The organism is Klenkia sesuvii, assembly GCF_037083825.1.
GTDB classification, from domain to species: domain Bacteria; phylum Actinomycetota; class Actinomycetes; order Mycobacteriales; family Geodermatophilaceae; genus Klenkia; species Klenkia sesuvii.
In genome coordinates, this window is record NZ_JBAPLU010000006.1 from 92,016 (window position 1) to 112,374 (window position 20,359).

17 protein-coding genes are annotated in these 20,359 nt (G+C 74.7%); 9 read left to right on the forward strand and 8 right to left on the reverse strand.

The genetic code is table 11. From position 1 onward, the window contains the following. Positions 1–33: 33 nt before the first annotated feature. The 8 genes from TEK04_RS07845 to TEK04_RS07880 all read left to right on the forward strand — a co-directional run bounded on the left by TEK04_RS07845 (position 34) and on the right by TEK04_RS07880 (position 11,639). On the forward strand, positions 34–2,400 hold the full coding sequence (locus TEK04_RS07845) for a DUF6049 family protein (protein WP_336403771.1): 2,367 nt from the start codon (positions 34–36) through the stop codon (positions 2,398–2,400). Further along, positions 2,397–4,610 carry a murein biosynthesis integral membrane protein MurJ gene (gene murJ / locus TEK04_RS07850; RefSeq protein ID WP_336403772.1) on the forward strand — a complete coding sequence of 738 codons (2,214 nt, stop codon included), beginning with the start codon at positions 2,397–2,399 and terminating at the stop codon, positions 4,608–4,610. The genes TEK04_RS07845 and murJ overlap by 4 nt, the downstream gene beginning before the upstream one ends. Before the next feature lie 67 nt (positions 4,611–4,677). Continuing rightward, positions 4,678–6,390: a protein kinase family protein gene (locus TEK04_RS07855; RefSeq protein ID WP_336403773.1), complete on the forward strand. Its 1,713-nt coding sequence runs from the start codon at positions 4,678–4,680 to the stop codon at positions 6,388–6,390. A gap of 52 nt (positions 6,391–6,442) precedes the next feature. Next, positions 6,443–7,471: a thioredoxin-disulfide reductase gene (gene trxB, locus TEK04_RS07860; RefSeq protein WP_432277323.1), complete on the forward strand. Its 1,029-nt coding sequence runs from the start codon at positions 6,443–6,445 to the stop codon at positions 7,469–7,471. Positions 7,472–7,560: 89 nt separating this feature from the next. Next, a complete protein-coding gene (trxA, locus tag TEK04_RS07865) occupies positions 7,561–7,887 on the forward strand; it encodes a thioredoxin (protein ID WP_336403774.1) in 327 nt (108 codons plus the stop codon). A 140-nt stretch (positions 7,888–8,027) separates the two neighbouring features. Continuing rightward, entirely contained in the window at positions 8,028–9,143 is a 1,116-nt protein-coding gene (locus TEK04_RS07870) for an N-acetylmuramoyl-L-alanine amidase (RefSeq protein ID WP_336403775.1), read from the forward strand. 100 nt (positions 9,144–9,243) lie between these two features. Then, positions 9,244–10,641, forward strand: a complete 1,398-nt coding sequence (locus tag TEK04_RS07875) for an aminotransferase-like domain-containing protein (protein WP_336403776.1) — start codon at positions 9,244–9,246, stop codon at positions 10,639–10,641. Next, the gene (locus TEK04_RS07880) at positions 10,638–11,639 is read left to right on the forward strand and encodes a D-alanine--D-alanine ligase family protein (RefSeq protein WP_336403777.1); all 1,002 of its coding nucleotides are present in this window, start codon (positions 10,638–10,640) and stop codon (positions 11,637–11,639) included. The genes TEK04_RS07875 and TEK04_RS07880 overlap by 4 nt, the downstream gene beginning before the upstream one ends. A gap of 12 nt (positions 11,640–11,651) precedes the next feature. Here the strand turns inward: TEK04_RS07880 and TEK04_RS07885 are convergent, their stop codons facing one another. The 8 genes from TEK04_RS07885 to rpmH all read right to left on the reverse strand — a co-directional run bounded on the left by TEK04_RS07885 (position 11,652) and on the right by rpmH (position 17,304). Further along, a complete protein-coding gene (locus TEK04_RS07885) occupies positions 11,652–12,674 on the reverse strand; it encodes a ParB/RepB/Spo0J family partition protein (protein WP_336403778.1) in 1,023 nt (340 codons plus the stop codon). Then, on the reverse strand, positions 12,671–13,729 hold the full coding sequence (locus tag TEK04_RS07890) for a ParA family protein (RefSeq protein ID WP_336403779.1): 1,059 nt from the start codon (positions 13,727–13,729) through the stop codon (positions 12,671–12,673). Before TEK04_RS07890 ends, TEK04_RS07885 begins: the two co-directional genes overlap by 4 nt. A 137-nt stretch (positions 13,730–13,866) precedes the next feature. Then, a complete protein-coding gene (gene rsmG / locus TEK04_RS07895) occupies positions 13,867–14,586 on the reverse strand; it encodes a 16S rRNA (guanine(527)-N(7))-methyltransferase RsmG (RefSeq protein WP_336403780.1) in 720 nt (239 codons plus the stop codon). Next, positions 14,583–15,224, reverse strand: coding sequence for a Jag family protein (locus TEK04_RS07900; RefSeq protein WP_336403781.1), 642 nt, complete (start codon positions 15,222–15,224; stop codon positions 14,583–14,585). The genes rsmG and TEK04_RS07900 overlap by 4 nt, the downstream gene beginning before the upstream one ends. An 82-nt stretch (positions 15,225–15,306) precedes the next feature. Continuing rightward, on the reverse strand, positions 15,307–16,437 hold the full coding sequence (gene yidC / locus TEK04_RS07905) for a membrane protein insertase YidC (protein ID WP_336403782.1): 1,131 nt from the start codon (positions 16,435–16,437) through the stop codon (positions 15,307–15,309). After that, entirely contained in the window at positions 16,430–16,750 is a 321-nt protein-coding gene (yidD, locus tag TEK04_RS07910; RefSeq protein WP_336403783.1) for a membrane protein insertion efficiency factor YidD, read from the reverse strand. Before yidD ends, yidC begins: the two co-directional genes overlap by 8 nt. Before the next feature lie 7 nt (positions 16,751–16,757). Further along, the gene (gene rnpA / locus TEK04_RS07915) at positions 16,758–17,165 is read right to left on the reverse strand and encodes a ribonuclease P protein component (protein ID WP_336403784.1); all 408 of its coding nucleotides are present in this window, start codon (positions 17,163–17,165) and stop codon (positions 16,758–16,760) included. Position 17,166: 1 nt separating this feature from the next. Next, the gene (gene rpmH / locus TEK04_RS07920) at positions 17,167–17,304 is read right to left on the reverse strand and encodes a 50S ribosomal protein L34 (protein WP_040338882.1); all 138 of its coding nucleotides are present in this window, start codon (positions 17,302–17,304) and stop codon (positions 17,167–17,169) included. Between the two features lie 727 nt (positions 17,305–18,031). Between rpmH and dnaA the strand changes: the two genes are divergently transcribed. Beyond that, the gene (gene dnaA, locus TEK04_RS07925; RefSeq protein ID WP_336403785.1) at positions 18,032–19,852 is read left to right on the forward strand and encodes a chromosomal replication initiator protein DnaA; all 1,821 of its coding nucleotides are present in this window, start codon (positions 18,032–18,034) and stop codon (positions 19,850–19,852) included. Positions 19,853–20,359: the final 507 nt, after the last annotated feature.

Sequence of the window (20,359 nt, forward strand, 5' to 3'; positions counted from 1 at the left end):
GCCGGCGGCGCCGGACGCCCCGCGACCAGGGTGGTGGCCCTGACCTGGATCTCCCTGTCGGTGGCGCTGCTCGCCGCCGTGCTGCTGCCCGCGCCGCCGGCGGCCGCCGCCCCGGCGGGCAGCGCCCCACCGGTGGACGTCACGATCAGCTCGCTCGAGCCGCGCACGGTCACCCCCGACAGCACGGTCGTGGTCGGCATGACGCTGACCAACGACAGCGACGACACCATCACCGACCTGTCGGTCCGGCTGCAGCGGGGGGAGCGGTTGACCAGCCGCGACGACCTCGCGGCCGACGTCGCGGAGCCCTCGGCCGGCGAGGTCGCCCAGGCACCCTTCCAGCCCGTCACCAACACCGTCCTGGAACCGGGCGACGACGCCTTCTTCCAGTTCTCCACCCCGGCTGCCGACCTGGCCCTCACCGAGGACGGCGTGTACCCGGTGCTGGTCAACGTCAACGGCACCCGCGGCGGACTGGTCGAACGGGTGGGGGAGCTGTCGACCTACCTGCCCGTCTTCTCCGCCGCCACCAGCAGCCGGACGTCGGTGGCCTGGCTGTGGCCGCTGACCGACCGGCCGCACCGCGACGCCTCGGGTGCCTTCACCGACGACGAGCTCGCGGACTCCGTCGCCCCCGACGGCCGCCTCGACCGGGCCCTCGACGTGCTCGAGGAGCTGCCCGACGGCGGTCGCACCGTGCCGGTCACCCTCGCCGTCGACCCGGCCCTGGTCGAGGTGCTGCAGGAGATGGCCCGCGGCTACACCGTCGACGGCGCCACCGGGCGGGGCACGGCGGACGCGGTCTCCTGGCTGGACCGGTTGCGGGCGCTGGCCGCCGTCCACCCCGTGGTCGCCCTGCCCTACGCCGACGTCGACGCCGACGCGCTGATGTCGGCCGGGCTGCCCGGGGTGGTCACCCGGGCCCTGCCCGGCGCACCGGGCAGCACGGACGACGGCAGCACCGACGGCAGCGGTGACGGCAGCGGTGACGGCCAGGCCGCCGGCGCCCCGGACGGCAGCGGCGAGGTCGGCGCCGCGACCGGCAGCGCCGGTCCCACCGCCAGCACGGGCGCCACGGACGGCAGCGCCGGTCAGAGCGGCAGCGCCGGGGAGAGCGACGCCGGGGGGGCCGGGAGCAGCGGCGCGCAGATCATCGTCGACGCCCTGGGCACCACCCCGCGCACCGACCTGGTGTGGCCCGCCGGCGGGGTGCTGCGGGCCGACACCCTGGCCACGCTCACCGGCGCCGGCGTCGACCAGCTCGTGCTCGCCGAGGACGCCTACGCCGAGCCCGGTGCCGCGGTCGGCCGCACCGGGCGGGCCGCGGCCGCCCGGGTCACCGTGGACGCCTCCGGCGAGCAGCTGACCACGCTGGTGGCCGATCGGGTGCTGGGCGCCGTGGTCGCCGGCGCCGACACCGCCGCCGGTGGTGCCCGGGTCGCCGAGCAGCGCTACCTGGCCGAGCTGGGCGTGCTCACCTACCAGCTGGCCGCGGTCGACCCGGCGGTGGCGCAGACGGTCCTCGTGGTGCCCCCGCGCGAGGTGCAGGCCGACGCGAGCTGGGCCACCCCGATGCTCGCCGACACCGTCGGCGAGCCCTGGCTGGCGCCGGCGTCCCTGACCGACCTCGCCGACGGGCCGTCCGCCGACGCCGGACCGCTCGTCGCCCCCACCGCGCCCCCGGCCCTGGGCGCGGCGGGGCTGGCCGACGTCGCGGCGGCGGTCGCGGTCCGCGACGACGTGGCCGCCGCCGTCGGCGAGGACGCCGACGACGCCCTGGCCCGCTACGACGCCGCGATCGCCCGCAGCTCCTCGGCCGCCTGGCGCGACGACCCCGACGGGTTCGCCGCGGCCGCGGCCGACGTCGCCCGCACGCTGCAGGGACTGCGCGGCCAGGTCGGGCTCGTGCCCCCGGCCGACGGCACGTACAGCCTGGCCTCCAGCGATGCCCCGCTCGTGCTCACCGTCCGCAACGACCTCCCCTTCCCCGTGACCGTCGTGCTCGAGCTGCGGGCCCGCGCCGGGGTGGGCTTCGCCGCTGGGCCCGTGGCCCCGCAGCGGGTGGAACCGGAGTCCCGCACCGTGGTGACCGTGCCGACCACCGTCCGCCAGTCGGGGGGGTTCACGGTGGTCGCCCGGGTCACCACCCCGGCCGGGGGGCAGCTCGGGCAGGAGGTGGAGCTGCGGGTCAGCAGCACCGCCTACGGGCCGGTCACGCTGGCCATCACCGTCGGGGCCGCCGCCCTGCTGGGCCTGCTGTTCCTGCGCCGGCTCGTGCTGTTCGTCCTGCGCCGCCGCCGCGGGGAGGTCGCGCCCGCCGACGACGACCCGGCGGCGGTGGAGGGCGGGACCGGTGCCGGCCGGCCCCGGTCCGGACCGCCGACCAGGAGCCCGGTGTGAGCGGCGGCAGCCACCGCCCGCCCTCGCCGGGTGGCCCCGCCTCGGAGGAGGCGGCCACGGTCGCCGAGCTCGTCGAGCGGGTCGAGACCGAACGGTCCGCCGGTGCGCGCAGCGGCGCGCAGCCGGTGGCCCGGCCCACCCCTGCGCCGCCCCGGCCCACCCCTGTGCCGCCCCGGCCCGCGCCCGCACCGTCCCGGTCCGCGGCGCGGACGTTGCCCCCGGCGCCCTACGGCGCCGTGCCCCCGCCGCTGGCGGCGCCCTCGGCCAGCGCGCTCGCCGGGCACCCCACCACCGACGAGCCGGTGCCGGCCCGCCCGCGTCCGCAGCAGCCGCGGGGACCGCAGGGACCGCCGACCGACGGGTCCGGCCCGGCCACCCGGGTGAGCCCGTTGGGTTCGGCCCTCGCGCCCCCGGCCCGGTCCGCAGCCGCACCGGCCCGTCCCGCACCGGACCCGCGGTCGGGGGAGCGGACGTCGTTCCGCACCCGGTTCGTCCCCGGCCCCGACGACACCCAGATCATCCCGGTGCTGCCACCGGTGCCGGCCGCCCACGACGACGAGGACACCGGCACCCACGAGGCCCGCGAGGGCCGGGCCGGGGGCAGCCGGGGGATCCTGCGCGCGGCCGGCACCATGGCCGTGGCCAGCCTGGTCTCCCGCATCACCGGCTTCCTGCGCACCGTGGTGCTCACCGCCGCGCTCGGTGCGGGCCTGGTCGGCGACGCCTACACCGTCACCAACACGTTGCCCAACATCGTCTACGAGCTGCTGCTCGGCGGGGTGCTCACCTCGGTGGTGGTGCCGCTGCTGGTGCACGCGCAGGAGCGCGACCGCGACGGCGGGGTGGGCTACGCGCAACGCCTCACCACCATCGCCCTGGTCGCCCTGACCGTGCTGACCGCCGCGGCGGTGCTCGCGGCGCCCCTGCTCACCCGGCTGTACGGCATCACCGACCCCGACCAGGTGCCGCTGGCCAACTGGCTGGCCCGGCTGCTGCTCGCGCAGATCGTGTTCTACGGGCTGGGTGCACTGGCCACCGCCGTCCTCAACGCCCGCGGGGTGTTCGGCTGGCCGGCCTGGGCGCCGGTGCTGAACAACCTGGTGGTGATGGCCACCGCGGTGCTGTTCGTCCTGGCCGGCGGCCCCGGGCGACTCACCCCGCTCACCATCACCGACACCCAGGTCTGGCTGCTGGGGGCCGGCACCACCCTCGGCATCGCCGTCCAGGCGGTGGTCCTGCTGCCGCAGCTGCGCCGCGCGGGGGTGCCCCTGCGCCCCCGGTGGGGGCTGCGCGGGGCGGGGCTGGGCGAGGTGGGTGGCCTCGGTCTGTGGGTGCTCGCCTACGTCGCGATCAGCCAGGTCGGGGTGCTGGTGGCCACCCGGGTGGCCAACGCGGCCTCCCGCGACGGCGGCCTGGGTCCGCTGGCGTTCGCGAACGCCAGCCTGCTGTTCCAGATGCCCTACGGGATCATCGGCGTCGCCCTGCTGACCGCGCTGGTGCCGCGGATGAGCCGGGCGGCCAGCCGGCAGGACGTCCCCGCGGTCGCGGCCGACCTGTCCCTGGGCATGCGCCTGTCGGCGGTCGGCCTGCTCCCGGTCACGGCGCTGCTGGCCGTCCTGTCCCCGGCACTGACCACCGTCGCCTTCGGCCACGGCCAGACCAGCCTCGAGGAGGCCCGGGCCATCGGGGTCGCGCTGGCCCTGGGCGCGTTCGGCCTGCTGCCGATGGCGGTGACCCTGCTGCAGCTGCGGGTCTTCTACGCGATGAAGGACGCCCGCACGCCGACCCTCATCCAGGTCGCCATGATCGTGGTGCGGGTGCCGCTGCTGCTCCTCGTCCCGGTCCTCGTCGCGCCCGAGCACGTCGTGGCCGGCCTGGTGGTGGCCACGTCGCTGACCTACGTGGCCGGCTGGGTGGCCGGCGACGTCGCGCTGCGCCGCCGGCTGGGCCCCCTGCGCACCGGGGAGACCGCCGGGCCGCTGCTGAAGCTGGCGGTGGTCTCCGCCGTCGCCGCCGGCCTCGGCTGGGGTGCGGTGCAGCTGGTCGACGGTGTGGCCGGCACCTCCGTCGCCGGCTCGCTCGTGACCCTCGCGGTCGGTAGCCTGGTCATCGGCGTCGTGGTCGTGGTCGGCGTCGTGCTGGCGAAGGTCCCGGAGGTCTCGGGTCCGGTCGCCGCCGTCCGGGCGCGCCTGGGCGGGGCACGACGGTGACCCCCGCCCGGGGCCGGGACCGGCCCACCAGGAGGCCGGCAGGGGAACCAGGAGGTCGGCAGCGTCCGTGACGTCGACGACCACCGGCCTGCCCGACCGCTACCGCCCCATCGACCAGCTGGCCCCCGACGAGCCGACCGCCACCGGGGTCATCCGCTCGTGGCGGGCGCGCGACCGCGTGCTCAACCGCGACGTCGCGCTGCGGGTGCACACCCCCGGCGGGGCGGCCGCGCGCAGCTGGATCGCCCGGGCGCTCACCGCCGGCGGCCTGGCCACGCCGGCGCTGTCGATGGTGTACGACGCCGCCGAGGGCACACCCGACGACAGCCCCTCGGCCTACGTGGTCAACGAGTGGATCGAGGGCCAGACGCTCACCGAGCGGCTGCGCTCGGGGCCGCTGCCCGAGCGGGAGGCCCGCGTCGTCGTCCGCCGGCTGGCCGAGGGGGTCGCCGAGGCGCACCGGGTCGGTCTCGCCGTCGGCGGGCTCACCCCCGACCACGTCGTGCTGCGCCCCGGTGGCCTGGTGGGCCTGCTGGCCGTGCCCGCCGCCGAGGGCACGGTGCCCGGCGACGTGGCCGCGCTGGGCGCGCTGCTCGAGCTGTGCCTCACCGGTGAACGCGGCGACGAGCCCGGCGCGACCCCGCCGCACATCAGTCAGCCCGACCTGGCCGCGCTGGTGCGCCGGGCCCGCTCCACCGAGCCCGGCACCGCGCTGTCCAGCGTCGCGGCGATGGCCGCGCTCCTCGGTGACCGGCCGCGCACCGGCCACACCGACCCGCACCTGGCCGTGCGCGGCGAGGAGTCCGAGAGCGGCTGGCTGCGCAAGCTCCGCGACCGGCGCGACGCCGAGGACGCCGCCGCCCGCCCCGCACCCGCCCGCCCCGCACCCGGCCACCCCGCGCCGGGCCACCCCGGACCCGGTCGCGACGACGCGGTCCCGCTGACCCGGGACAGCTACCCGCCGGTGCCGCTCGTCGACGACGACGCCGACGAGCGCTCGGCCCGGGGCGCGACCGCCGGTGGGTACGACGGCAGCTACGTCGGCGGTTACGACGGCAGCGACACCGCCGAGGACGACGAGCTCGAGTGGGCCCCCGGCTACGACGAGGACGAGGTCGACGACGAGCCCGGGGAGGCCGGGTGGCGGCGCCGGCTCCTGGTGGTCGGCCTCCCGCTGCTGGCCCTGGCCATGGTCATCGCCGCGGGCTGGTGGCTGGGCACCAACGTCATCTCGGCCGCCAGCAGCGTCGACGACGTCCAGGGGTCCCGCCCCAGCGCAGCCGCACCGACCGAGGACGGCGGGGGTGCCACCGACGGCGACACCGGCACCCCGGCCGGCACGCCGCTGGAGATCTCGGTGGCCACCGTGTTCGACCCCTTCGGCGACGGCGAGCCCGAGAACGACGACGACGTCCCGCTGTCCTACGACGGCGACCCCGCCACCTCCTGGCCCACGCTCACCTACCGGGGCTCGGCGTCCTTCGGCAACCTCAAGCCCGGGGTCGGCGTGCGCTACGACCTGGGGTCCGAGCAGTCCCTGTCGGGGGTCACGGTCACGGGCACCGAGGGCGCCGTGGTGCAGGTGCGCACGGGGTCCGGCGACGAGCTCGACGGCTACGCGGTGGCCGCCGAGGGCACGCTGGGCGGTGGCGCCGAGGACCTGTCCTTCGCCGAGCCGGTGACCACCCGCTACGTGCTGGTCTGGGTCACCGAGCTGGTGCCGGCCGACGGGGGGTTCGCGGCCGGCCTGGCCGAGGTCTCCCCGCTCTCCGCCGGGTGAGCCCGCCCGGCCGGGGGCCCGGGCCGGGAATGCCGGCCCTACCCTGGCCGTTGTGCCGCCCGTGACGAACGACCAGCCCACCCCCGGCCCCGCCGTCCAGGTCCCCGGTGACCCGGGTCAGTCCCCGGCCATCCCGCCGGCCGAGACCGACGGCGTCCGCGACCTGATCATCATCGGGTCCGGGCCGGCCGGGTACACCGCCGCCACCTACGCCGCCCGCGCCAACCTGCACCCGCTGGTGTTCGAGGGCTCGCAGTTCGGCGGTGCCCTGATGACCACCACCGAGGTCGAGAACTTCCCCGGGTTCCCCGAGGGCATCCAGGGCCCCCAGCTGATGGACGACATGCGCACCCAGGCCGAGCGCTTCGGCGCCGAGCTGGTGCCCAGCGACGTCACCGAGGTCGACCTCACCGCCACCCCCAAGGTGGTCAAGGTCGGCGACGAGGTGCACCGGGCGCACGCGGTCATCGTGGCCACCGGGTCCAAGTACCGGTACCTGGGCCTGGAGAACGAGGCCCGGTTGCTCGGCCACGGCGTCTCGGCCTGCGCCACCTGCGACGGCTTCTTCTTCCGCGACCAGGACATCGTCGTCGTCGGCGGCGGTGACTCGGCGATGGAGGAGGCCACCTTCCTCACCCGCTTCGCCAAGTCGGTCACCGTCGTGCACCGCCGCACCGAGCTGCGCGCGTCCAAGATCATGCAGAAGCGCGCCCAGGACAACGAGAAGATCCGCTGGGCGCTGGGCAAGCAGGTCACCGACGTGCACGGCCAGGACCAGGTGCAGTCGGTCGAGCTGACCGACACCGAGACCGGCGCCACCGAGACGATGGACGTCAGCGGCCTGTTCGTGGCCATCGGGCACGACCCGCGCAGCGAGATCTTCGCCGGTCAGCTCAAGCTCGACGACTCCGGCTACATCCAGGTCGAGCACCCGACCACCCGCACGAGCATCGACGGGGTCTTCGCCTGCGGCGACGTCGTCGACCACATCTACCGGCAGGCGATCACCTCGGCGGGCACCGGAGCCGCCGCGGCGATCGACGCCGAGCGCTGGCTCGCCGACACCTTCGACGAGCGCTAGCAGAAGGACCCGGCCGCCCCCCACCACTCGCAAGCTCGCGGCGGGCCCCTGCGGCCGCGCCGTTCCATCCACCATCAAGGAGAGCAGCCATGGCAGGCAACACCGTGACCGTGACCGACGACAGCTTCGCCACCGACGTGCTGGGCAGCGACAAGCCCGTGCTGGTCGACTTCTGGGCCGAGTGGTGCGGCCCGTGCAAGATGGTCGCCCCCGTGCTGGAGGAGATCGCCGGCGAGCACGCCGACAAGCTCACCATCGCCAAGCTGAACATCGACGAGAACCCGCAGATCGCCCGCGACTACCAGGTCATGTCGATCCCGACCATGACCGTGTTCCAGGGCGGCAAGCCGGTCAAGAGCATCATCGGCGCCAAGCCCAAGGGCGCCATCCTCTCCGACCTCGCCGACTTCATCTGATCCACCGGACGGGGGGCCCGGACGACCACTCGTCCGGGCCCCCCGTTCGCGTGTCCGGGGGAGCCGGTGTGGCCCTCGCGACCGGCGAGGACGACAATCGAGCGAACCCGCACCGACCGAAAACCTGGAGCGACCCCCGCGTGCAGCCTCTGCAAGCCGGTAGTGCCGGTCCCGCCGTCACCGAGGTCCAGGCCGCCCTGCGCGCCCTCGGCCTGCTGACCACCCAGGCGACCGGCGCCGACGTCTACGACGAGGCCACCGCGCTCGCCGTCCGGCACTTCCAGCAGGTGCGCGGCCTGTCCGTCGACGGCCGCGTCGGCGAGGAGACCTACCGGGCGCTCACCGAGGCCCGCTGGTCGCTGGGTGACCGGGTGCTGCGCTACGACCCCGAGCGGCCCATGCGCGGTGACGACGTCCACGGCCTGCAGGAGCGGTTGCTGGAGCTGGGCTACGACGCCGGCCGGGCCGACGGCATCCTCGGCGCCGAGACCGAGGCGGGGCTGCGCAGCTTCCAGCGCGACTACGGCCTCACCGTCGACGGCACCTGCGGGCCGGGCACGCTGCGCGCCCTGCGGCAGCTGGGTCGCCGGGTTACCGGGGGCCGGCCGCAGCTGCTGCGGCAGAGCGCCGGCATGGTCGAGTCCGGGCCGCACCTCATCGGCCGGGTCATCGTCATCGACCCCGGCCACGGCGGCGAGGACACCGGCTTCACCGCCGGGGAGACCACCGAGGCCGACCTCGTGTTCGACCTGGCCTCCCGCATCGAGGGCCGGCTGGCCGCGGCCGGCGCGACGGTCTACCTCACCCGGGGGCGCCGCGGCGGGCCCTCGCTGGCCGAGCGCACCGACTTCGCCAACTCCGCGCGCGCCGACCTGTTCGTCTCGCTGCACATGGAGGCGCACGGCTCCCGGCACGCCCGCGGTGTGGCCAGCTACTACTACGGCACCGGGTCGGGTGCCTCCTCCACCGTGGGCGAGGAGTTCGCCAACCTGCTGCGCCGCGAGGTCATCGCCCGCACCGGCATGCTCGACTGCGGCTCGCACGCCAAGACCTGGGACCTGCTGCGGCTGACCCGCATGCCCGCCATCCGGCTCGACTGCGGCTACCTGTCGCACCCGGTCGACCGGCAGCTGCTGCTCGACGCCCGGCTGCGGTCCACGGTCGCCTCCAGCGTCCTGGCCGCCGTCCAGCGCCTGTTCCTGCCCGCCGAGGCCGACCCGCCCACGGGCACCTACCAGCTCTCCACCCCTGCCTGAGGAAGGACCACCCTGCCCCCCACGACGCGCTCCGCGCGCCGCGGGCCCCTGCAGGGCGGCCGTGCCGGGTTTCGTCATGCGGGTCTCCTAGACTTCCGACATGTCCTCCCTGACGCCTGACCCCTCGGTCAGCGCGTCGGTCCCGGTCCCGGCGCGTCACCCGCGGCTGGACCCGCTGGCCGACCGCTACGCCGCCCGCACGCACGGCATGAAGAGCTCGGAGATCCGGGCCCTGTTCTCCGTCGTCAGCCGACCCGAGGTGGTCTCGCTGGCCGGGGGCATGCCCGCCGTCACCGCCCTGCCGCTGGACGCCGTCGGCTCCATGATCGGCGACCTGGTCTCGGGCATGGGCGCGCAGACCCTGCAGTACGGCTCGGGCCAGGGTGACCCCCGGCTGCGCGAGCGCATCTGCGACGTCATGGCGCTCGAGGGCATCACCGACGCCTCCCCGTCCGAGGTCGTGGTGACCGTCGGCTCCCAGCAGGCGCTCGACCTGGTCACCCGGGTCTTCTGCGACCCCGGTGACGTCATCCTGGCCGAGGCGCCCTCCTACGTGGGGGCGCTGGGGGTCTTCCAGGCCGCCCAGGCGCGGGTCCAGCACGTCACGATGGACGACGACGGGCTGGTGCCCGAGGCGCTGGAGGACGCGCTCATCGAGTGCCGCGCACGCGGGGACAAGGTCAAGTTCCTCTACACCATCCCGAACTTCCACAACCCGGCCGGCATCACCCTCTCCGAGGAGCGCCGGGCGAAGGTCATGGAGATCGCCGACCGGTACGACCTGCTGGTCGTCGAGGACAACCCCTACGGCCTGCTCGGCTTCGACCGCGAACCGATGCGGGCGCTGCGGGCGCGCGACGCCGAACGCGTGATCTACCTGGGCTCGTTCTCCAAGACCTTCTCACCGGGCCTGCGGGTGGGGTGGGTGCTGGCCCCGCTGGCCGTGCGGGAGAAGCTGGTGCTGGCCACCGAGGCGCAGGTCCTCTGCCCGCCCTCGCTCACCCAGTACGCGGTCGCCCGCTACCTGGACACCCAGCCCTGGCAGCAGCAGATCAAGACCTTCATCGAGCTCTACCGCGAGCGCCGCGACGCCACCCTGGACTCCCTCGCGGCGCTCATGCCGCCGGGCACGACCTGGACCCGCCCCGACGGTGGCTTCTACGTCTGGCTGAAGCTGCCCGACGGCCTCGACGCCAAGCGCATGCAGCCCCGGGCGGTGAGCGCGCACGTGGCCTACGTGCCCGGCATCGGCTTCTACGCCGACGGCCAGGGCACCGAGTTCATGCGGCTGTCCTACTGCTACCCCGAGCCCGACCAGATCCGCGAGGGCGTGCGCCGGTTGGCCCGCGTCGTCGAGGCCGAGCTCGACCTGCACTCCACCTTCGACTCCGTGGACACCGGCCGGTTCCGGGCCGTCCGGCCCTCCGGTCCGCAGGTGCCCGCGGCCGAGCCGATCACCGGCCCGGCGTCGTCCGACACCGTGGGGGACCAGCCGTGACCCAGCCCGTCGACTCCGGCCCCGACACCGATCCCGACACCGACCTGCTGCGCGCCGTCGTCCTGGCCGGCGGGTTGACCTTCGAGCGCGAGGTCAGCCTGTCCTCGGGCACCCAGGTCGTGGAGGCCCTCCTGCGGGCCGGCCTGGACGCCGAGCTGCGCGACGCCGACAGCGACCTGCTGCCCGGCCTGGCCGCGGCGCCGGCCGACGCGGTGTTCATCGCCCTGCACGGCTCGACCGGTGAGGACGGCGCCGTCCGCGCGGTGCTCGACCTGGCCGGGATCCCCTACGTCGGCTCCCCGGCGGCGGCCTGCCGGCTGGCCTGGGACAAGCCGGCCGCCAAGTCCGTCGTGCGCTCCGCCGGCGTGGGGACGCCGGACTGGGTGGCGCTGCCGCACTCCACCTTCCGGGAGCTGGGCGCCGGCGCCGTGCTCGACCTCATCGTCGCCCGGCTCGGGCTGCCGTTGATGGTCAAGCCGGCCTCGGGCGGATCGGCGCTGGGCGCGCAGAAGGTCGCCCGGGTCGAGGACCTGCCCGCCGCGATGGTCAGCTGCTTCGCCTACGGCGACACCGTGCTCGTCGAGCGCTTCGTCGAGGGCGTGGAGGTCGCGGTGTCGGTGGTCGACCTGGGGGAGGGCCCGCACGCCCTCCCCGCGGTGGAGATCGCGCCCGAGTCCGGTGTCTTCGACTACACCTCGCGCTACACGCCGGGGCTCACCGAGTACCACACCCCGGCCCGGCTGGAGGCCGACGTCGCCCGGCGTGTGGCCGAGGTCGCGGTGACCGTGCACGAGGTGCTGGGCCTGGCCGACCTCTCGCGCACCGACCTGATCGTCGACGCCGAGGGCACGATCCACTTCCTCGAGGTCAACGTGTCCCCGGGGCTGACGGAGACGTCCATGTTCCCGATGGCGGTCGAGGCGGCCGGGCACCGGCTCGGTGACGTGCTGACCACGCTGCTGCGCAGGGCAGCCACCCGCGGCCGGTTCCGTCAGTGACGGAACCGGCCGTCAGGCCGGGGGCTGGCTGCGGCCGGTGATGTCGGGGGCCATCATGCCCACGATGCGCTGCAGGTCGTCCACCGAGCCGAACTCCACGACGATGCGTCCCTTCGCCCGGCCGATCTGTACCTTGACCTTGGTCTCGAACGCGTCCGAGAGCCGGTGGGCGAGGTCCTCCACCCCGGGCGCGGTGATGGTGCGGCCGGCCTTCCGCTTGGCCTCGGGCTCGTGGGCGACGGCCAACGCGACGGCCTCCTCGGTGGCCCGCACGCTCATGCCCTCGGCGACGATGCGGGTGGCGAGGGCATCCATCGCCTCGTTGCTGGGCAGGCCCAGCAGGGCCCGGGCGTGCCCGGCCGACAGCACGCCGGCGGCGACCCGGGTCTGCACCTTCACGGGCAGCTTCATCAGCCGGATCGTGTTGGTGACCTGCGAGCGGCTGCGCCCGATGCGGCTGGCCAGCTCCTCGTGGGTGGCGCCGAACTCCTCCAGCAGCTGCTGGTAGGCCGCGGCCTCCTCCAGCGGGTTGAGTTGCACCCGGTGGATGTTCTCCAGCAGGGCGTCGCGCAGCATCGCGTCGTCGGAGGTGTCCCGGACGATCGCCGGCACGGTCTCCAGCTCCGCCGCGCGGGCGGCGCGCAACCGGCGCTCGCCCATGATGAGCTCGTAGCCGCCCTCGCTCCGCTCCCGGACGACGATCGGCTGCAGCAGGCCGAACTCCTTGACCGAGTGCGTGAGCTCCTCCAGCGCCTCGTCGTCGAAGACGTGCCGCGGCTGCTTGGGGTTGGGCACGACGTCGCCCACCGACACCTCGCGCAGCGAGGCGCCGGGGACACCTGGCACCTCCGCGGGGAGGTCGGCGACGGGCGTCAGCGTGGCGGGCGCCGCATCCGCCGCGGGACCGGCCGCGGCGCGCTCGGCGGCCGCCTCCACCGCCTCGGCCGCCTTGGCCGCGGGGGTCGCCGTCGGCGCCGGGGCGCTGGTGGGGATGAGGGCCGCCAGGCCGCGGCCGAGGCCACCACGCTTGCTCATGAGTCCTCCTGGGTTGGGGTCGCCACGGACTGACCGAGGACGAGCGCGTTCAGCGGCGGAGCCGCGGGGGGCGGTGCGGCCGTCGGGGCCGGCTGCACGGGGACGAAGGGCGGGAGCGCGGCACCCCGGACGGCGAGCTCGCGCGCGGCGTCGACGTAGCTGGTGGATCCACGTGAACCCGGGTCGTAGGTGAGCACCGACTGCCCGTAGCCGGGCGCCTCGCTCACCCGCACGTTGCGCGGGATGACCGACGTCAGCACCAGCTCGCCGAAGTGGTTGCGCACCTCGTCGGCGACCTGGTCGGCGAGCTTGGTGCGGCCGTCGTGCATCGTGAGCAGGATGGTGCTGACCGCGATGCCGGGGTTCAGGTGCGCGCGGACGAGCTCAATGTTGCTGAGCAGCTGCCCCAGACCTTCCAGGGCGTAGTACTCGCACTGGATGGGGATGAGCACCTCGTCGCCGGCCACCAGCGCGTTCAGCGTCAGCAACCCCAGCGACGGGGGGCAGTCGATGAGCACGTAGTGCGGCCGCTCCTCGGCGGGCAGCTCGTGCAGGTGCGCCTCGATGGCCCGGCGCAACCGGTGCTCGCGGGCGACGACGCTGACCAGCTCGATCTCGGCGCCGGCCAGGTCGATGGTGGCCGGCACGCACCGCAGGTGCGGCGAGGCGGTGGTCGGGTGGGTGACCTCGGCCAGCGTGGCCTCGCCGACGAGTGCGTCGTACACCGACGGCGTCCCGACGGTGTGCTCCACCCCGAGCGCGGTGCTGGCGTTGCCCTGCGGGTCCAGGTCGACGACGAGCACGCGGAGGCCGAACAGGGACAGGGCGACGCCGAGGTTGACCGTCGACGTCGTCTTGCCCACGCCGCCCTTCTGGTTCGCCACGGTGATGACCCGGATGCGTCCGGGAGCCGGGAACGGGTCCTGGTCGTCGGCGTGCAGCACGCGGGTGGCCCGCATGGCCTCCATCGCGATGGGGCTGTCGAACTCGGCTCCGGCCGACGGCGGGAGGTCGGCGGCCAAGCTGCTCCGCAGCCGTTCGCCCGGGTCCGTCATGCCGAAGTCCTCCTCACCCGCCCGTGTTCCACGTGGAACGCCGATCGGGTCGCTGTAGCCAGTTCCACGTGAAACGCGAGCCGTGGACGTGTTCTGCACCAGCCTACGGGTCGACGAGTCGACCTCGGGACCACCGATCAGCGGCCGCCGCGCGTCATGACCACGACCTGCGTGGCGGCCTCACCGAGCGCCGACCCGACCGGACGCACCTCGATGTCCCGCATGCCCGCCGCCGTCAGCTCGGGGACCAGACCGGGGACCTCACCGGCCGCCGAGCTCCCGATGAGCGCCACCAGCTGGGCGCCGGGACGCAGCAGGCCGCGCACCCACCCCACGAGGCGGGGCAGCGGGGCCACGGCGCGCGCGGTGACGACGTCGACCTCACCGACCAGCCGGGCGACCTTCTTCTCCTCCGCCCGACCGCGCACCACGTGCCAGTCGGTGCCCAGCTCGGCCGCGACGTGGGAGAGGAAGTCGACCCGCCGGGCCATCGGCTCGACGAGGGTCATCGCCAGGTCGGGCCGGGCGAGGGCCAACGGGATGCCCGGCAGACCCGCCCCACTGCCCACGTCCACCACACGCGCCCCGTGCGGCACGGCGTCGGCCACCGCGACCGAGTTCAGCACGTGCCGCTCCCACAGGCGAGGCACCTCCCGGGGGCCGATCAACCCGCGGACGACGCCCTCCCCGGCGAGGAGCTCGACGAAGCGCACCGCGGCGGGCAGCCGGTCCCCGAAGGCCTGCGCGGCCAGCGCAGGCACCTCGGGGGCCTGGTCGTCCGGCGGGGTGCTCGTCGACGGCGGGGCCGACGACGGTGCGGCCGGCGACGGCGATCCGTCGCCCTGGGGGTCGCTCACGCGCCCGGCAGGACCACGACGCGGCGGTTCGGCTCCTCGCCCTCGGACTCGCTGCGCACGCCGGCGGCAGCCGCGATGACGTCGTGCACGACCTTGCGCTCGAACGGGTTCATCGGGGCGAGCCGCTCCGCGGTGCCGCTGGCGGCCACCCGGGACGCCGCCTGCCCGGCCAGCGCGGTCAGGTCGGCGCGACGCTTCGCCCGGAACCCCCCGATGTCGAGCATCAGCCGGCTACGGGTACCAGTGGACTGCGCGACGGCCAGCCGGGTCAGCTCCTGCAGTGCCTCGAGCACGGCGCCGTCGGGGCCGATCAGGGTCTTCAGCTCGCCACCGACGACGGCGACCGAGGCCCGGTCGCCCTCCACGTCGAGGTCGATGTCGCCGTCGACGTCGAGGATGTCCAGCAACCGCTCGAGGTAGTCACCGGCGACGTCGCCCTCCTGCACGAGCAGGTCGTCGACCTCCTCGTCGTCGGTGTCGTCGTCGGTGCCGGACGCCTCGACGTCGACCGGCTCGACGACCGCGTCGGCGTCGACGGGGTCGGCGTCGGGCAGGGCCGTGGGGTCGGCAGTGGGGTCGAGGGTGGCGTCGGCAGTGGTGTCCGAGCTCGTGGCAGGGGTGGTGTCGGGGGTGCTCACGGGGTCTCCTCCTGGGGGAGTGCCGGTGGCCGGGTCGTGGCCCGGAGGTGGGTGGCGGCGCGACCAGCGCACCGGTGCGGGGTCAGCGGCGCTTGCGCTTGCCCCGGTTGGCCGGCCCGGCCGAGCCGCCCGAGGCCCGCGGGCGGTTCGGGGCCGGCCGACCACCGGGGGAGGAGCCATCGGCGGAGCCGGTCCCGGGCGAGGAGCTGCCCGACGACCCGCGGCCGGACGGCGTCGCGCCCGCACCGGAGCCGTCGGCGGCGCCCCCGGCCGGGCTCCCGGTGGGGCTCTCGCCCGGGGTGGCCAGGTCGGTGGTCGGCGCGGGGGTCGCCGAGCCCTTCTTCAACCGCACGGGCTTGGCGCCGGGCTTGGGGGCCAGCAGCTTGGGGTCGACCTTCGGCTTGTCGGCCTCGGCCTTGGCAAGCGCGGCCGGCGACCCGGGCGGGGGCAGCTTCTTGAGGATGTAGAACTGCTGGCCCAGGGTCCACAGGTTGTTGGTGAACCAGTACAGCAGCACCAGGATCGGGAAGAAGAAGCCCGAGACGAAGAGGCTGATCGGCATGCCGTAGAGCAGCAGCTTCTGCACGGTGGCGGCCTGGCCCTCGACCGGTCCGGAGCGCTTCTGGATCTGCTTCTGCGTGTAGAACGTCGTGAAGCACATGATCAGGATCAGGATGAACGCGACGACGCGGATGCCGGTGTAGCTACCGCCCGTGAGCTCGAGGATCGCTCGTTCCTTCTCGCCCACCATGTTGAACGAGGCGGCGATCGGGGCGGTGAAGAGCTTGGCGCGGGCGGCCTGGTCGGTGAGATCGTTGTCCCAGCTGTAGAGGCCGGGCTTGCCCGGTGCGATGCGGCGCAGGACGTGGAACAGGCCGATGAAGATGGGGATCTGCGGCAGGATCGGCAGGCAGCCGGCCAGCGGGTTGACCCCGCGCTCCTTCTGCAGCGCCATCATCGCCTGGCTGAAGCCCTGCTTGTCGCTGCCGTACTGCTTGCGCAGCTTCTGGATCTCGGGCTGGATCTCCTGCATCGCCCGCTGGCTCTTCACCTGCTTGACGAACAGCCGGAACAGCAGGATGCGGATGGTCACCACGAGCATGACCACCGACAGCGCCCAGGCGATGCCGCCGGCCGGGTCGAGGAAGGTGGAGAACAGTGCGTGCCACTGCTTCATCACCCACGCGATCGCGGTGTACAGCCAGTCAAGCAACGCGGGCCTCCGAGGGCGGGGCGGGATCAGGGGAGGGGGTCCCCGTGTCCGACGAGTGGATCAGCTGTGCGGTTCCGGACCGGGCCGGGGGGCGGGGGGGCACGAGGTCGACGCCACCGCGGTGCCACGGCGCGCACTTGGCGATGCGCACGACCGCCAGACCCAGCCCGCGGGCGGCCCCGTGCACCTGCACCGCCTCCTGCGCGTACTCGCTGCAGGTGGGGGTGAAGCGACACCGTGGCCCCAGCAGCGGGCTGATGCCGCGCCGGTAGAAGCCGATGAGGCCCAGCAGGGCCCGCGCACCCGCGCTCACGAGGCGTTCACGACGGGTCCGGCACCCGGTCGGGGGCACGGTCAGGGGCACGGTCGAGGACCCGGTCGAGGCCCCGGCTGAGGTCGCGGCGCAGCGTGGCCGCGTCGGCGCCGGCCGCCTCGGGCCGGGCCCGGACGACGAGGTCGGCGGTGGGCGGCAACCGGTGCAGCTCGTCACGCACCAGGTGCCGCAGCTGCCGGCTGACCCGGTGCCGGCAGACCGAGTTGCCGACCCCCTTGCCGACCACGAAACCGGCCCGCGGTCCGGGCTCGGGGTCGCGAGGACCCCCGCCACGGACGACGGGCCGTTCGGGGAGGTAGTGCAGCACCATGGTGGGGCGCCCGGCACGCCGGCCGGAGCGGACGACCACGGTGAACTCCGGACGCCGGCGCAGGCGGGCCTGCGCTGGCAGCACGTCAGGCGGAAAGCTTCTCGCGACCCTTGCGGCGACGGCCGGCAAGGATCGCGCGACCGGCGCGGGTGCGCATCCGGAGCCGGAAGCCGTGGGTCTTGGACCGGCGACGGTTGTTCGGCTGGAACGTGCGCTTGCTCACGAGGTACTCCCACTGACGACGACGAGGCGGTGACCGGCGGTCGGGCCGGCCACGCGGCGGCACCGGCGCGGGGCGCGTCCCCGGCGGACTGCCGGGACCCCTGCCAGCACCGGGGCTGGTGGTGCTGGGGACGACGTCGGTGCGACCACGTGCCGGGCACGCGCCAACCGTCCGCTGTCCACAGACCGGTCGAGCATAGCCGAGGAACGGCCGTGACCGGCGGCCCGCCCCGGTGACCGACCCCCCATGCTGCCCCGACCGCCCGCCGGCACCTCCACCGACCCGCCGGGGCGAGGCCGGCGCGCGGCCACGCACTGGCTCGCCGAAGCACACCGGTGTCGTTGCCCGCCTGTGGATGGTGCTGTTAGCGTCGCCTCGCTCGCCACCGGTCGGAACGGTCCCCGGACGCGGACCGGAGACCACTGGCCCGCACCCGGCGCCCAGCCCGGTCCACACCCCCCAGATCGCAGCTGACCTGGGCGGATCGCTCGGACCACGACCTCCTCGACGGTCCCGGCCACAGCCCGTCCCCACCCCTCGTGCACAGTCTGTGGACAGCGGTGTGGACCCGTGGTCCACCCCGGTCCACACCGGTGGACGTGGCGGGGGACAGCGACGAGGACGGGGGCAGGGACGGCGGACGGAACACGGGGCACGGCGGCGGGACGGCAATCGGCCCGCGCCAGCACGCGGCGAGCACCACGGGGACGGAAGGGACGACACGGCGATGGCCGACACCACTGGTGACCTGGGCCCGGTCTGGGACCGCATCCGGGAGCGGCTGTCCGGCGACCTCACCCGGCAGCAGAACGCGATGCTCAACCTCACCCGCCCGCTGGGCCTGGTCGAGGGCGTGTTCGTGCTCGCCGCCCCCAACGAGTTCACCCAGACCGTGCTCGAGTCCCGGATCCGCACTGCCCTCACCGAGGCCCTGTCCGCCGAGTTCGGTCGGGAGACCAAGGTCGCCGTCCAGCTCGAGGACGCACCTGCACCCGACGCCGCGCCGCCGCGCGAGGTCCGGGACCTGCGCGACGACGTCCGCCACGACGCCCGGGAGGCCCGGGAGGCCCGGGACGTCCGGGACGTCCGCGAGGACGAGCTCCGCCGTCCCGAGCGGGACCGCGACGACCTCGAGCGGGACGCCTGGGACGCCGACGCGCGCGAGCGCGCCGAGCGCGACCGGGACGCCGAGGACCGCGCCGCCCGGGCCCAGCTCGACGACGGCCGCAGCGCCTTCGGCGTCCGCACCGACGCCCCGCGCAGCGACGTGTGGCTGCCCGAGTCCGGCGACGGCCGGGACTGGTCGCGCGGCAACGGCGCCGGCCCCGGCGGCGGCTCCCCGGCCTGGGACGCCCCCCGCAGCGACCCCCGCCGACCGGCCCCGTGGGACGCCGAGGCCCCGATGGCCGGCGGGGTGAGCAGCGGGGTGGGCGGCAGTGGCGAGGACGCGGCCGCCGGCCGCCGTCCGGCCAGCGGCGGGACGTCCTCGTTCGGTGGCCGCTCCGGTGGCAGCGACCTGGGGCTGAACCCCAAGTACGTCTTCGACAGCTTCGTCATCGGCAACAGCAACCGCTTCGCCCACGCCGCCGCCGTCGCCGTCGCCGAGGCCCCGGCCCGGGCCTACAACCCGCTGTTCGTCTACGGCGACTCCGGCCTGGGGAAGACCCACCTGCTGCACGCCATCGGCCACTACGCAGCGCGGATGTTCCCCGACGTGCGGGTCCGGTACGTCTCCACCGAGGAGTTCACCAACGAGTTCATCAACCTGGTGCACTCCGGCCGGGCCGAGGACTTCCGCCGCCGCTACCGGGACATCGACTTCCTGCTCATCGACGACATCCAGTTCCTGGAGCGCGCCGAGCGGACGCAGGAGGAGTTCTTCCACACCTTCAACACGCTGCACAACGCCAGCAAGCAGATCGTCATCACCAGCGACCGGCCGCCGAAGAAGCTGACGACGCTGGAGGACCGGCTGCGCACCCGGTTCGAGTGGGGCCTGATCACCGACGTCCAGGCGCCCGACCTCGAGACCCGCATCGCGATCCTGCGGAAGAAGGCCTACGGCGAGCGGCTGCAGGCTCCTGACCCGGTGCTGGAGTTCATCGCCAGCAAGGTGCAGACCAACATCCGCGAGCTCGAGGGCGCGCTGATCCGGGTCACCGCCTTCGCCAGCCTGAACAAGCAGCCGGTCGACCTGGCGCTGGCCGAGCTGGTGCTCAAGGACCTCATCAGCGACGAGCAGGGTCCGCAGATCACCGCCGCGATCATCATGGCCGCCACCGCCGAGTACTTCTCCGTGACGATGGAGGAGCTGCAGGGCGCCAACCGCAGCCGCACCCTGGTCAACGCCCGGCAGATCGCGATGTACCTGTGCCGCGAGCTCACCGAGCTGTCGCTGCCGCGCATCGGGGCCAGCTTCGGCGGCAAGGACCACACCACGGTCATGCACGCGGTCAAGAAGATCACCGGCCTCATGGGCGAGCGCCGCGCCACCTACACCCAGGTCACCGAGCTCACCGCCCGCATCAAGTCCCGCGCGCGTCAATAAGAGGCGAGGCTGGAACGGCCTTGTCGCAGGGGCCCCGTGCGCGCGCAGCGTGTGCGGGGGAGTCGACAAGGTCCTTCGGTTGTCCCCAGATCTGTGCACAGGTTGGGGACTGCGGATCCCCATGTCGACCCGGTGGGTGCCCAGGTCGTGCACGGGTTCTCCCCGTTCCGTCCCCCGGACGGGTGCGCTGGGGATCCACCGGGGGTGGACGCGGGACAGGACGTGGACCGGGGGTGGATGCGGGGGGTCACCGGTGGATCCGGGCCGACGAATCCCCATGTCGACCCCAGCCGCACGCTCACCGGCCCACACCGCACGAACAGGCCTGCACCGGCCCTGACCTGCACCGACGGGTCGGTTCCCCAGTACCCACACCTGTGATGACGGTGATGAGGGATGTCCCTCGAGGAGTTCTCGAACCACACACTGGGTGTGCACGTGCGGTCGACGAGTCGACCCCGAGGACCACCAGGAGCAGCAGCGGAGCGGGGACGGGGCCGGTCGACG

Coding starts and splice junctions, on each gene's coding strand:
- TEK04_RS07875 (WP_336403776.1), top strand. CDS start 9,244: ATGTCCTCCCTGACGCCTGACCCCTCGGTCAGCGCGTCGGTCCCGGTC.
- dnaA (WP_336403785.1), top strand. CDS start 18,032: ATGGCCGACACCACTGGTGACCTGGGCCCGGTCTGGGACCGCATCCGG.
- trxA (WP_336403774.1), top strand. CDS start 7,561: ATGGCAGGCAACACCGTGACCGTGACCGACGACAGCTTCGCCACCGAC.
- TEK04_RS07890 (WP_336403779.1), bottom strand. CDS start 13,729: ATGACGGACCCGGGCGAACGGCTGCGGAGCAGCTTGGCCGCCGACCTC.
- TEK04_RS07885 (WP_336403778.1), bottom strand. CDS start 12,674: ATGAGCAAGCGTGGTGGCCTCGGCCGCGGCCTGGCGGCCCTCATCCCC.